At 65.3% G+C, this 12,774-nt stretch carries 9 protein-coding genes; 3 read left to right on the top strand and 6 right to left on the bottom strand.

The annotated features are described in order from the left end of the window. Window positions 1–13 precede the first annotated feature (13 nt). From ACFOW8_RS16160 to ACFOW8_RS16150, 3 genes are all read right to left on the bottom strand, one after another. Window positions 14–1,801 (bottom strand): DEAD/DEAH box helicase, encoded by a 1,788-nt coding sequence (locus tag ACFOW8_RS16160; RefSeq protein ID WP_378551446.1) that lies wholly within the window; start codon window positions 1,799–1,801, stop codon window positions 14–16. Between the two features lie 50 nt (window positions 1,802–1,851). Continuing rightward, window positions 1,852–3,234 (bottom strand): transcriptional regulator, encoded by a 1,383-nt coding sequence (locus ACFOW8_RS16155; RefSeq protein ID WP_378551445.1) that lies wholly within the window; start codon window positions 3,232–3,234, stop codon window positions 1,852–1,854. Window positions 3,235–3,339: 105 nt separating this feature from the next. Then, complete coding sequence (locus tag ACFOW8_RS16150; RefSeq protein WP_378551444.1) at window positions 3,340–4,014, bottom strand: hypothetical protein; 675 nt, start codon at window positions 4,012–4,014, stop codon at window positions 3,340–3,342. 398 nt (window positions 4,015–4,412) lie between these two features. On the opposite strand from ACFOW8_RS16150, the gene ACFOW8_RS16145 reads away from it, so the two are divergent. Next, window positions 4,413–5,063: a hypothetical protein gene (locus ACFOW8_RS16145; RefSeq protein WP_378551443.1), complete on the top strand. Its 651-nt coding sequence runs from the start codon at window positions 4,413–4,415 to the stop codon at window positions 5,061–5,063. Window positions 5,064–5,216: 153 nt separating this feature from the next. Here ACFOW8_RS16145 and ACFOW8_RS16140 read toward each other — a convergent pair whose 3' ends face one another. Then, the gene (locus tag ACFOW8_RS16140; protein WP_378551442.1) at window positions 5,217–8,153 is read right to left on the bottom strand and encodes a Z1 domain-containing protein; all 2,937 of its coding nucleotides are present in this window, start codon (window positions 8,151–8,153) and stop codon (window positions 5,217–5,219) included. Continuing rightward, on the bottom strand, window positions 8,150–9,676 hold the full coding sequence (locus ACFOW8_RS16135; protein WP_378552031.1) for an ATP-binding protein: 1,527 nt from the start codon (window positions 9,674–9,676) through the stop codon (window positions 8,150–8,152). The genes ACFOW8_RS16140 and ACFOW8_RS16135 overlap by 4 nt, the downstream gene beginning before the upstream one ends. Before the next feature lie 248 nt (window positions 9,677–9,924). Between ACFOW8_RS16135 and ACFOW8_RS16130 the strand changes: the two genes are divergently transcribed. Together ACFOW8_RS16130 and ACFOW8_RS16125 are read left to right on the top strand one after the other, a co-directional pair. Further along, window positions 9,925–10,140 (top strand): hypothetical protein, encoded by a 216-nt coding sequence (locus ACFOW8_RS16130; protein ID WP_378551441.1) that lies wholly within the window; start codon window positions 9,925–9,927, stop codon window positions 10,138–10,140. After that, entirely contained in the window at window positions 10,137–11,411 is a 1,275-nt protein-coding gene (locus tag ACFOW8_RS16125; RefSeq protein ID WP_378551440.1) for a hypothetical protein, read from the top strand. The genes ACFOW8_RS16130 and ACFOW8_RS16125 overlap by 4 nt, the downstream gene beginning before the upstream one ends. Window positions 11,412–11,775: 364 nt before the next feature. On the opposite strand, the gene ACFOW8_RS16120 is transcribed toward ACFOW8_RS16125, so the two are convergent. Beyond that, the gene (locus ACFOW8_RS16120) at window positions 11,776–12,735 is read right to left on the bottom strand and encodes a helix-turn-helix transcriptional regulator (RefSeq protein ID WP_378551439.1); all 960 of its coding nucleotides are present in this window, start codon (window positions 12,733–12,735) and stop codon (window positions 11,776–11,778) included. Between the last annotated feature and the right edge of the window lie 39 nt (window positions 12,736–12,774).

The raw sequence follows: 12,774 nt of genomic DNA, 5'->3' as shown, positions 1-12,774 counted from the left end.
CCGGCGGGACCTGCTACTCGGCCGGAGCCACCACGTCATCGAAGTGCCGCAGCAGTGCACGTACGTCGGCAGCGTCCATACCGGCGCCAGCGGCAGGCTCTTCTTCAAGATCGGCCAGTTGCTGGACATCTGGATCGTCGAGAATCGCCGCCATAAACTTCAGCTTCGCGTCCAGGCGAAGGCGAACCACTTCGTCGACGGTGCCGCGAGTGGCAAGGACAGTCACTCGTGTCTCCGTGCCCGGCGCAAGCCCGAGCCGGTGGATACGGTCCAGGCTCTGCAGGAACCGGCCAGCCATGAAGTCCCTGTCGACATAGACCGCGTCGTGGCAGACGTAGTGGAGACTTACGCCTTCGCCAAGCGTCGCCGGGTTGGAAATGAGGACGTGACAGTCTGGGTCTTCCCGGAATCGCCGCAACTGCTCGTCCCGGTCCGGGGTACCACCGTAAACCGTCGCTGGGCCAAAGTTCTCGAGCAGCTTCTCTAGCGTGGTCAAACTACGGACGAAAGTCGTCCACACCAGGGTCTTTCGGCCGGCCGACGCATTGTCGGCGACGATCTTGACAGCTTCCTGGTACTTGGGTGACAACTCGATGCTGGGGAGATTCTGGAGCAGGTCGAACAGCGAGTCGCCCGGCGAAGGCTGAAGCGGGGGAAGCTGGTACTCCAGCGGCTCGTATCGGCTCGTACCTTCGAGAAGCAGGGCCGGACTGGTCGCAGCCATCAGCATCCGCAGCATCGCCCGCCCGAGTGCCTCGATACTCCCTCGCGAACTCTCGGCGCGTGCCGAGTAGTTCCCCTTGAGCGCTTCGTAAACTTCCGCATGTAGAGGAGGCATGTCCACATACCTGATCCTCGGCTCGAACGGGGGTAGCCCGAGTTCATCTTTCGTCGTGCGGGTAAACAGCGGCCGAAGCACGGCACTGGCCCGCGCGAGATCTCCACCGTCGACAGCCTCGATCACCGCCCGTTTACCATGCCCGGGCCACACAAACGAAAGCAGACTCTCCAAGTCACGGGCGCCGTTCGGCGCCGGCGTCCCGGTGAGAATCAGGCGACGATTCGCCAACGGACCGAGGGCAAGAGCAGCCGAGCCATAAGTGCCGCGCGCACCCAGTTTGATGCGATGCGCCTCGTCCAGCACGATCATCGAGGGCTTGGCCCGGAGCCAGGTTGCCAAGGTATCCAGCGAAGGATCGAGGCGTTCGTAGTTTACGATGCAGAGTTCCGCGAGTGGATCGGTGGAGCGGCCGGCTACCGCACTGCGAAGTGGCTCCGTGAAGCAGTACGAGCTCTCGTACTCCCAGGACTCGTATGCCGACTTCGGACCGACGACGAGCAGCTGCTCCGCCTCCCCCTGCGCACGTGCCGCAGCGTATACAGCCAGTGCCACCCGCGTTTTCCCTGCACCAGGAACGCTGAAGTTCGCTCCATGGCGCAGCGACAGGAGCCTGGCTATGTCCCGCTGCTGGAACGCCGTGAGCTCGCCGGTCCAGTCGTTGCCGAGCAGGTCGGCGACCGAGTCCGGATGAACGGCATCCGCCGAGTTCTCCGTCGTCCCATCGAGGTTTCGCTCGACAGCTTCGGTGTCGTCGAGAACCCCGGTGACGAGCACCCTCAGATCGTCGGCCCACGCTACGTCAGGATGGGACCAGCCACCTAGCTCGCCCAAATTGACAAGAAAATCATCGAGATCGACTTCCGCGGACAGAGGGCCCCTCGCGCCAGAAGTACTGAGACGGGATACCAGCTGCTGAAATTCCGGTTGGAAGTCCGGTGTAGTGAGCAGCTCCACGCGCATGCGGGTCATTCCGAACCGCAAACGGAGCGAAGGATTCTGAGCATTGGTCATTACAGCCGGCCCCTGCTCTCGACCGCCCCCACGAGCCAGTCGAGGCCGCTACCGGGAATCGCGACCGATCGCTGCGCCTCTATCGCGAGCTGCTCCAGCACAGTATGCAGTTGAACCAGTGCGTCATCGAACGCGCCTTCATCGAGACTGGAGTTGCCTCTCGCCAAGACAACATCATTGACAGCCTGCTCGAGGTCCTTACAGGCCGCCACAACCCGGTCGGGCGCAGCGAGGCGCTTCTTCCGGATCATCGCGTCGCGACCAGCGACTGTGATCGCGGTGTCGAAGGCATCCTTATAGGTCAAAATCAGCTTGCTGGCTGCAGTTTTGGCAGGCTCGCCAGCGGCATCGCCTGCAGCTTCAACAGCTTTCGCCTGCAGGAGCTTGTCAGTGATCGCCCGTGCGGCAGAAACATCAGGCCCGGATGCCTTGACGCTGCGACCTAGACCAGGAATCGCAACGGCCTCGCCGACGCCGGACTCCGTCCCCCCGAACTCCTCGATCAACCCCTTGTCCAGATATCGTTCCTGGAAGTCGGTGCCGACGAACCGGACATCAGTCTTGGCGTAGTCCAGCACGATCGCTGCGAGCCGGGACTCCTTCAGTAGCTCCGCTCGCTCCTTGTTCTTCTTGTGCTCGTCCTGATATGCACGGTAGAGCTCAGCCAATTTCTCCTGAGACTGTTCGAAGTCCACGAGGCGCATCGACTCCTGGCCCTCAGTTCGGCTGCGTTCAATACAGTTCCGCAGTTCAGCCAATACCCAGAAGTCCCGCTCGACGACATTTACAGTTGTGTGAAATGTCTTCGCGATGACCGATGTCGGGCGATGAAGCTGATCCCGCTGTTCTTCCAGCGCAAGCAGTCGATTGATATACGAGTAGTTGCGTCGTTCGTCCCGTCGCAACTGAAGGGAGACCTCGACAGCATTGATATCGTCCCACGTGCACGACGCCGGCAGCACCCCGACACGCATGCTGGTGGCCTTTGACCCAGCTCGCAGCGCAGCGCAACGGGTATTACCGTTGACAAGGATACCTTCGCGGGTGATCAAGCCGGGTTCGATCTGGCCGAACTGTTCGAGATGCTCCGCCAGCTTATCGAATTCAGGGTCAGGCTGCGTTGTGTCCGCCGGTCGGCGAGTGAGCAGATGTTTCAGATAGTCCTGGCTCTCCTGACTCCACGGATCATCCGACAGTGCTGCGTCACGGACCGGCTCCAGACTGCGCTGCGCCCGAATCCGGTGCGTACCGGGGTTGTAGTACAACGCGTTGATCGGCATGTCGATGACCTGAACGTGGAGCGGGGCATCGCGCCACTCCAGCGTCAGAGTCTCGGCGACCCCACCGTTCTGGTCGAGGTCCCCGAGGCGCTGCGCCACCATTGCACGAACAGCGTCTGCTGTGGGAGGAACTCCAAAGTCTGTGAACATTCCTATGGTCTCTCTCGATCAAATATCTGTGAACTTGGGGCCGTACCGCCCCTGCAACTACTTCAGGCGGTCCCGGACTTCGGCCCTGGATTCCGCCGGAAGCGTCCTGTACAGCGCCCACAGGTTTTCCGCCTCGCTGAAACCCCGTGTATCCCGCTCGATCCACTGACTCAGCATCTGTTTCTCATAGGCGGTCAGCTTATCGACTCTGGCCAGTATGTCGCCGAGATCAGCAACTGAGTCGCGGCCACCGATACGGCATCGGCTGCACTCGAGCACCATCTGCACCGACGTTCCACCACTGGGCAGCCTCACCGTGCGGCGGGCAACGTCGAGTTGTGATGCGATGTACGTGCCAGCGTAGGTCTCGCCCGGACCGATACCGCATGAACGGCACTTACGCCCGTCCTTCGCCATGACCTCGTAGCGTTCGGCGGCCGTGATCGTTGCACCGGCCGGCCGCGTGGCCTTGCCCGGTTCCCACACCGCTATGCCCTGCTCGACGAACCGTTGCTCATGCGGGCCCAGCGATGCATCCTCGCGATTGGTGTCGATCCGCCAGCCGAAGTCGCGGAGGTCGCGCATCCGTCGATCCACCTGGGATTTGTCCGGAAACGCATCTCTCAGCTGCCCCTTCGTGAAGAGGCCGCCGACACCGACCTCCTGCACCAACCACAGCGCACAAGCCTTCATGGTTCCGAGCTTCGGGTCATTCCAGGTAGGCATAGCCATCAGCAATCCGTCCTCTCGCGTCGACGTTCCAGGAAGAGATCGCCGATCCGGATTGGTCCAGCGGCCTGGCCACATCGAGTCAACAGCAAGATCTAGGGCGTGGAAACCTATCTGCTGTCCTGACTTTGCCGCCGAGTTTGCACGGAAAGTCAGGACAGCAGATCTATTCACCTTCCGGATCCCACCGGTCACAATGGGTTGGTCGTGTGCCACCCGTCCTGGTCGTGTGCCACCCGTCCTGGGGGAGACCTGAATTGATTACGTGCTCGGATTACGGATTCGGACAGGCCTGGTCATTCGGCCAGCGGCGGTTCTACTTCGAAGTACGCAAGCTGATGTGCTGCACTCGCACGTCTCATCGCCAGCTGAGCGATAGGGCCAACGTCAGCAAGGACACAGTGTCCAAATTGCTCGCTGGCCAGTACAAGTTCGGTCCACGAGAGTCGACTCTGCAGCAGATCTACAACTTCGCGGCGTCGGCGATCGACAAGGACCAGGACCTCATCACCTGGGAGTACCTTCGCCAGCTCCGGCGCGATATCGCTATCAGTCTAGGCGGCATTGCCGACGCTGCTCGACTGAAGGCCGCTGTCGCGTGCCCCCAATGCGGGACATCCGCTCCTGCTGAGCCGGCCGACCTGACCGCACAGGAGGCTGACGCTGAGGAAGGTAGAGGCGCCGTTGATGTGCCGGTCCCCCTGAGCGAGGGGGACCGGCACATCAACGCCGACATCGCGTGGCCGAGCCGCGAACTTCTATGGGCGCCGGCATCCGAACTCGCGGGCTACATCGTGGCTGGCCAACTGGAGAATTCGAGCCGAATGATCCATCACGTTGGGACGGACGCCACTCCAGACGAAGCCGCAAACGCGGTCATCGCCTGCCGCGATCTGGACCTGATGGATGCAGTAGCTGCGATTATCAGCTATGCGGGACGGCGGGAGGATCGCGAGATACTTCAGATCCTTCGCCCACTGCTTGATCACGAACGACATGCAGATGCCGACGCGTTGCTGGACCGGGCACTTTCCGCCGGAGGGCAACGCTAGCAGCTCACGGCTGGTTCCGCCTTCGCCCCAATCCCGGCAAGAAGTCGGTTCACAAGCATCTACGCCGTCGAGTTCTGAGGGCTGCACATTACGCTCCGCAGTGCGCCACAGGCGATCCGACAGTGCAAGAACTGGCCGAACCTCACATCGGCCTCATTCCGCTTCCACGATCGCACTCTCCGTCGACGAATCCGTAGTCTCGAACCGCACCACCCGCGAATCCCGCCCTATCGCGGTAGATGGCGCGATGAAACCGAAGGTGAGAGCGAGGTGGCCTGGGTCGATGCTGCCGTCGGGGCGAATGTCGGTCAGGTGTGCGGGTTCGACAACTGGGTGGAGGAGGATCGCGCCGCGGCGGGCGGTGCGGAAGGATTCGGTGTGGGGGTCGCCGGAGTCGGGGAGGGCGCCGGCGATGCGGCGGGCGATGGTGCGGTGCCAGTTGTAGCTGATGGCGCCGAACAGGGGGTCGCGGCGGCGGGTGCGGTCCCAGCGGGGGACGGTGCGGGAGCCGATCGAGAGGTGGGGAGCGCTGCGGTTGGGGCAGGGGCACAGGACGGCCCAGTCGGTGACGTCGCCGTCGGCGGTGATCGAGCGCAGGTATTCGAGGTCGGGGGCGAATTGGCGTTCGGCGCGCCAGCGCACGGATTCCAGGACGGCGAGGATCCGGTCGGCGGACACCGTCGCGTGTAGCGCGGTCATCTCGTGGCCTGCGGCACCGTCGGGGAAGTGGTAGGCGAATTCGAGTGGTTCGGTGGAGAGTTCGTCGATGATCGGGAGCCAGGCATCGACATTGTGGCGCAGGTCGGCGGCGAGGGTCGGATAGGCGGTGGGCTCGCGCCATCGGCCCGGCGAGCGCACCTCCACCAGCCGCGCGTTGTACATCTTGTTCTTGCTGGTCGGCGGCAGCAGCGGGAGATGTTGGGAGACCAGCGGCGGGACCTGGGCGGGGGTCACCTGGGGTTCGCCGTCGACCATGGTGGCGTACTGGCGCAGTTCCTGACGGAACGCGTCCTCGTCCTGGCAGATGGCTTCGAACATCTGGTACAAGTCGAAAGTACGCTTTCCCGGCCCGGATTCCTCGCGGCCGATATAGAGCCGGACGAGGTCGCGGTAGCCGCGACGGAAACCGAACCAGCGGCCCATCTGCATCAGTGCCGACATGTTGCCCGCGCGCCGGCGGAAGTACGAGACGGTCAGTCCCTCGACGGTGAAACCGCGCGACAGCTTCTGGCCGCCGATGAGGATCTTCCAGATCGGGCGCCGGTCGAAATCCGCCGCTCCGGTTTCCAGAGCTGTGTCGCCGTTGACAACGATGATCGGGTTCTGGTCGCCGCCGATGCGGAAGACGGCAGGGCCGATATAGGGGCGGAGCTCGTCGAACGCCGCGGGCACAGCATAGCCTTCGGCTCGCGCGGCACTGACCGCGGCGACGTCGGTGTCGAAGAGTTCACGCAGGCGAGCGTGGCCCGACGGCCCGGAATAGTCGGCGTTCCACCAGACTTCGGAGACCCGCGCCAGGAGTTCACGATGATCGGCGACGAAGCTGGATTCGTGGATCAGCATGGTGTGGTGGGTGAAGAAGCCGTCGCCGAGCCCGTGGTCCTCGCGATAGATCTTCATCGCGGCGGCGAGGACGAACATGTCGACGGCACTGATCAGGGCAGCGGTGTCATCGGAGTCCGTGACGACGACATCGCGCACGTGCGCCTTCTCGTTGGAGTTGGCGTAGGTGCGTTCGGATTCCGCGACGGTGGCGTCGATATCGTGAAAATCGGTGGCGCCCATGTAGCCGTGCGGCCGCTCGAGGGAGAGCAGGAAATCCTTCGGGAAGACATCGGCGGTGTCGGACGGGTCGATGAACACATTGGCGTAGGGAGTCGCGGTGTAGCCGAGGTACTGGGCGCGCGGGAGCATCGTGAGCAGGTCGGAGATCGACTGATTGATCGCGGTGCGCTCGGAATCGGGTTTGACCCGTGTGGTGTTGACCGAGGCTTCGTCGGATTCGTCGTCGATGATCAGAACCGGAATCTCCGACAGCGGCGTCTTGATCTTGCGGAGGTCTTTGACGAGCCGGGTCAGGACGGTCTTGTTCTTCTTGACCACCATCAGGCGGGCGGCGGCGCGATGCAGATTGACCGGGTCGTACAGCGGCAGGGCGGGCTCGCGTTTTTCGAATTCGAGCGCGTAGATGCCCTGTTGGAGGCTGCGGTAGTCGTTGTCGCGGGTGGTGAGACGGTGGATGTCGAACCAGCCCTGCACCGAGGGGAGATCGCCGAACGACAGGAAGCGGCGCTCGATCCAGGCGGGGTCGTCACGGTAGTCGGAGTCGTGCTCGGCGGCGCCGCGCAGGATGTTCTCACGGCCGACGAGTTCCATGTCCAGACGACGCTGGGTCTGGGCGCGAAGCAGGTTCAGGGTGCCCGACAGCACGATCACCAGCCGGTACCCGGCATCGACCGCCTTTGCCACGACCCCGGTGAAGTTGGCGGTCTTGCCCGATTGGACGTAGCCGACGACCAACCCCTTGGACTGGTAGGCGGTTGGCGCGCTCGGATCGGCGAGCCGTTCGACCACCGCGTCGGTCGCGGCGTCGAGGTCGGCGACCGCCTCGGGTGACCAGTGCTTGCGGGCGAGCAGCAGCCGGTAGTTGTTCCAGTACCCCTCGCGGCCGTGCCGGGAGAAGCGGAGGGAACGCGCGTGGTACCACGGTTCGAATCTGGTGCCGATCACCACTGGTTTCGGCAAGGCGGGGATCGGTGCGTTGGCTTCCAGCAGCTTGGCTGTGGCCAGGTCGATGCCGAGTCGCAGGCAGATGTGGGCACGCCGCTCCGGTGTGCGCGGCTCGGCGTCCGACCAGGTCGGCGCGGACTCGAAGTCCCACTGGTACAGCTGGGTTCGCCACATCTCCACCAGCGCCAGATTGTCGGAGACGAACAGCAGGGCGTCACGGAAGTCCTCCTCCGTGGCGAACGGCAAGGCCCCGTCGATGTCCTCGGCCTGATATCGCATGGACGACACCAGGTTGCGCGGCCGGGTGCCCGCCATCTCGCCGAGCACCTCCTGGTGCAGAAGCAGCCGCAGCGAGTTCATGCGTCGGCCTGCTCGAACTCCGTGCGCGCGGCAGCCAGCAGTACCGACTGCCACAGCTGCAGATTGTCCTTCGTCCGCGGCCCGCTGAACTCCTTGCCGAAGACGTCGTGCAACAGGAAGTACATGAGAGCCTTCAGCATCGGGGCATCGTCGACCGTGCCACGCCGACCTCCGTTCATGGCCGACCGGTAGCGCCGGTTCAGCGCGATGGTGCGGGTGTCGCGGTCGATGTCGAAGAACACGTCGTCGGTGAGTTTGCGCCACTCGATGGTGATCGGGTCCTCTCCGGGCAACGACGGCAGTTCGTCGTCGATCGTTTCGCGCACCAGGTCGGCGAAGCCCCGGCCTGCAGGAATCACGGGCTTCCTGGTGGCGCCCGCACGTCGGCGCGCCTCCCGATAGACCTGCTTGGCATCGGCGAGATAGTCGGCAAAGGTGCGACCCTGCGCGTCGACGGCGCGCTCGAGCGCCTCGGTGAACTCCGGCGAGACCTCCACGCCCTCTTTCTTCACCGTGAGCCGGAAGGTGTCGCCGACGTCGGCGGGCAGATTCACATCGACTCTGGCCAGGGCGAGGTGCTGCTCGGGCTGGCGGACGTTGTTCCAGCCGCCGGCTTGGACCACCCTGCCGTTGCGATAGAAGTAGAAACCCTGCCTGTCCAGCACGCTGCCGAAGGCCTTGTATTCGCTCCGCGAGGATTTCGGCGGCCAGATGTGCGCTGTCAGCTCTACCCGGCCCGCCCCGGTCAGCTCGGCGGTGAAGGTCCGGGGGTAGTCCGGGTGGCCGGAGACCGGATAGCCGAAGGGATTCAGCGCCACCACACCGAAATTGGCGAAGATGTCGCCGGTGCGGACGTCTTCGACGGCAATGGTGATGTTGAAGTCGTCGCGCAGCAGGAAGCGGTGCAGCTGAACGCCCAGGTGCAGACCGAGCCGGGCGATGGTGCGGTCGAGGTAGCGGCCGGTTTGGGCCACCCCGACATTGCGCGGGAAATCCTTCACCCCGTCCCAGCGAATCACCGTGCCCTGCCAGGTGATGGGACAGCCGTGGTAGCGGTCGATCAGCGACTGGGCATACCCCGATTCGACGATGTCGCACTGGAAATCCGCGCGGGCTCGTTCCATCGCCCACCGGCGGCCCGCCGGCCGTGACTTGCGGGTTCTGCTCACCACGGTGAGCGCGGCAGCTTGACTCAACGAGGCCGATTTCAGGCCGGTACCGAACATGCCGAGGGCGTCGGGAGCGTAGTCGCGGCGGCCGCCGACGGTCATGGCGACATCGAGATCGTCCTCCGCCATCCCGCGCCCGTCGTCGATGATCAACAGGCTCAGTAGATCGTCACCATCGCGCAGGAAGTGGATGACGACGTCGTTGGCGCCCGCGTCGATCGAGTTGTCCACCAGGTCGGCGACCGCCGCCTCGAACCCGTACCCCTGGCTGGTCAGCGCTTCCATGTACCGAGCGTCCGGCGGCAGGTATTTGTGTCCTACCGTCGGCACGTCGAACTGCCAGTCAGCCGTCATCGCCACCCCGAATCCTTTGCGCGCGCTGTTGAGGATAGAGCTCTCTTCGTCGTTGATCGGCACGTTCGCAGTGTTGTTACAGCCGGTTGGCAGCGGATCCCGTGGGCAGACCGGGATCAGGACATCGATTCACACGTATCTGGGTCATCGAATTCGTATGTGTGCACAGATATCAGTGAACTGCTGGTGGGCGCGGCGCGGACCCGTCATGCTCGGAAGTCGAGATTCGCGCGTTGTTCAGGAGTCACATGGTGGGACGAGGTGACCGGGGCGGGGGCGCGCCGGGGGTGTTGCCTGCTTTGCAGGGGTTGCCCGCGGACGAGGCGAGGGATCTGTTCGACTTGATGCGGGCGGCGGTGACGTTCGAGGCCAAGGCACTGGACAAGTCGATCGATTCGATGGTGGGGGCGTTGCCGCGACCGTTGCGGGCGGTGACCAAGCGGATCATGTTCGGCGGGCGATGAGCGATCTGACGACGCGGGCGCAGCTGATTCTGCTGGCCAGGACGCTGCATGTGCATCCGCAGCGGGTGGATCATCTGCGACACCTCGGAGCGGACCGGTTGCACGAGCTGCAGCAGCAGATCTCGGGGGTGCTGTTCGATCAGCACACCGAGACATTCCGGCGGATCAGCGCGCTGGTGCCGTTCATTCCGTTGTCGATCTCGATTCCGCTGGTACAGAAGCTGGTTCCGCCGATGACGACGGGGCGGGCGGCGGGCGCGGTGGGGGTCGAGCATCCGGCGAAGGCGGCGGAGACCCTGCTGATGCTCGATCCGCGGTATGCGGCCGATTGCGCGCCGTATCTGGATCCGCGGGCGATCGAGCAGATCTCGGATGTGGCGCCGACGGGGCCGGTGGTGGAGATCGTCAACGAGCTGCTGCGGCGCCGGGACTATGTGACAGCGGGGCCGTTCCTGTCCTGTGCCACACCGGAATTGATCGCGGCGGTCGAGGCTGGCGTGCACGACGACGCGGGGCTGATCCATTCGGCGGCCTACGCCTATGACGCCGACATTCTCAGCGCGGTGCTGCGCCAGCTGCTCGACGGGCCGTACCGGCGGATTCCGCGGATGGCGCAGACGGTGCTGGCGGGGCGGCCGGCGCTGCAGCATGCCGCGCTGTCGGTGTTCTCGCGGTGTTCGCCCGAGGTGATCGGCCGGGTGGGCGACGTGCTGTTCGGCAATGCGCGACCGGCCGATGTCGCGAACCTGGTTGCGACGGCGCTGCGAGTGGGGGCGGTGCCCGAGTTCCTCACCATGACCGGGCATCTCACGCCACTCGGGTTGTGGTCGCTGGTCGGCAATCCGGTGTTCGACGAGCCTGCGGTGGCGACCGGGCTGGTCGTGCCGCTGAACGACGGTGACGATACCGCCAGCTGGCGTGGACTGTTCACGCTCGCCGCACGCATGGACGGCCAGGCGAAGGCCGTCGTCGGTCAGACGCTGGCGGGGCTGTCGGATTCCACGGTGGCCGCGTTGCCCGCCCTGGCCACCGAAACCGCGTGCTGGCCCGCACTTCTCGATCTGGTCGCGGCCTCGGGGCCGTTGGCGCGCACCCGGTTCGGCACCGTTTGGGCTGGGCTGGGGCCGGAGCGGCGAGCGCATCTGCACCGCTGCATCACCGAGCACCACTACGACACCAGGCTCGCGGAAATCACCGCGATGGTGGCGCCGGTGGCGGTCGATCAGCTGTTCTTCCAGCGTCGGCGGCGGCAGCGGCACCGCAACGGCTGACCCCGCGGCGGGGATAGGTGGGTACCGGGTTCTGGTCATCGCGCTCGGCCATTCCGCCGTCGACAACGTCCTCGGTGCCGACCTCGATATCCCCTGGGCGGTCTCGCTGCTGGTGAAGGTGTTCCCGGCGCTCACCTTCGTGCTCGCGCCGCTGCCGTCGACGCGGCGCCGGCGCACGACGGCCCTCGTCCGTCTCCTTCGGCGCCGTAGACCGACGGCATGCACCATGGCGCGCACCCCCAGCCTGCCATGCGACCGATGCAGGCACCTCCGCGGGGCATGCCGGGATACGGAGCGCCGCGCAGTCATCCGGCCCTGCCACCGCACCACGGACCGAGGTAGCGCCAGCGGTCCGGCGAGCGTTTCACCGGGCAGCCGCCCCGAGACGCGTCGCCCAATCACCCGCTCGGGAAACCAGTTCGGGTGGAGACAGGATGGCGAACGCCGACTCGGTGCGGGCCAACAGGAACAGGGGCCAATCGAGGTCGTCGACGGTCATGGTGATCCGGGAGCGGTTGTCGGGGAGAGCGGTCACCGTGCACCAGCGGCCGACGCGGGCTGTCACCTCGTCGGCGGGGGCGTCGATTTCGGCGGTGACGTCGAAACCGCTACGGCGGGTGCCGATTCCGGCGCGGACGAACGCGGCGGCGTCGGCGGCGGGCAGGTCGCGGGGGCGGAACCGGATGCCGGTGGTGCGCGAGTCGGTGAGACGGTCCACACGGAAGGTGCGCCAGTCGTGGCGGGTGAGGTCGTAAGCGACCAGATACCAGCGGCGGCCGAGGGAGACCAGGCGATGCGGCTCGACCTCGCGGGTGGAGGCGCGGCCGTCGGCGGCGGTGTAGGCGAAGGTCAGGCGTTCCTCGGTGCGGCAGGTCATGGCCAGGTCGGTGAGGACGGCGGGGTCGAGGTCGGCCAGAGGGACCGCGTTCCAGCCGGTCGAGACGGTCATGGCGCGCAGGGCGTCCACGCGGCGGCGCAGCCGGGTGGGCAGGACGGTGACGAGTTTGGCCAGGGCGCGCACCGACGGTTCGGCCAGGCCGTCGGCGGTGCCCTGGGAGCCTGCCTGCAGGCAGACGGTGATCGCGACGGCCTCGTCGTCGTCGAGGACCAGCGGCGGGAGCGCGGCGCCCGCCGCGAGCTGGTAGCCGCCGTCGACACCGGGCCGGGCGTGCACGGGGTAGCCGAGCTCGCGCAACCGGTCGATGTCGCGGCGCAGCGTGCGCGCCGAAACGCCGAGCCGCTCGGACAGTTCGGTGCCCGGCCAGTAGCGGTGGGTCTGCAGCAGCGACAGCAGACGGAGGGTGCGTGCGCTCGTGTCGGCCATGTTCGCCATTCTCCCGCACATTGCGGACAGAAACTGGCC

The organism is Nocardia rhizosphaerae (assembly GCF_042650365.1).
GTDB classification, from domain to species: Bacteria; Actinomycetota; Actinomycetes; order Mycobacteriales; family Mycobacteriaceae; genus Nocardia; species Nocardia rhizosphaerae.
Note: the sequence above shows the minus strand (reverse complement) of the source record. Positions and strands in the feature narration are given on the sequence as shown.

Coding starts and splice junctions, on each gene's coding strand:
- ACFOW8_RS16120 (WP_378551439.1), bottom strand. CDS start 12,735: ATGGCCGACACGAGCGCACGCACCCTCCGTCTGCTGTCGCTGCTGCAG.
- ACFOW8_RS16160 (WP_378551446.1), bottom strand. CDS start 1,801: ATGCGCGTGGAGCTGCTCACTACACCGGACTTCCAACCGGAATTTCAG.
- ACFOW8_RS16155 (WP_378551445.1), bottom strand. CDS start 3,234: ATGGTGGCGCAGCGCCTCGGGGACCTCGACCAGAACGGTGGGGTCGCC.
- ACFOW8_RS16130 (WP_378551441.1), top strand. CDS start 9,925: ATGGTGGGACGAGGTGACCGGGGCGGGGGCGCGCCGGGGGTGTTGCCT.
- ACFOW8_RS16140 (WP_378551442.1), bottom strand. CDS start 8,153: ATGAACTCGCTGCGGCTGCTTCTGCACCAGGAGGTGCTCGGCGAGATG.
- ACFOW8_RS16125 (WP_378551440.1), top strand. CDS start 10,137: ATGAGCGATCTGACGACGCGGGCGCAGCTGATTCTGCTGGCCAGGACG.
- ACFOW8_RS16135 (WP_378552031.1), bottom strand. CDS start 9,676: ATGACGGCTGACTGGCAGTTCGACGTGCCGACGGTAGGACACAAATAC.
- ACFOW8_RS16150 (WP_378551444.1), bottom strand. CDS start 4,014: ATGGCTATGCCTACCTGGAATGACCCGAAGCTCGGAACCATGAAGGCT.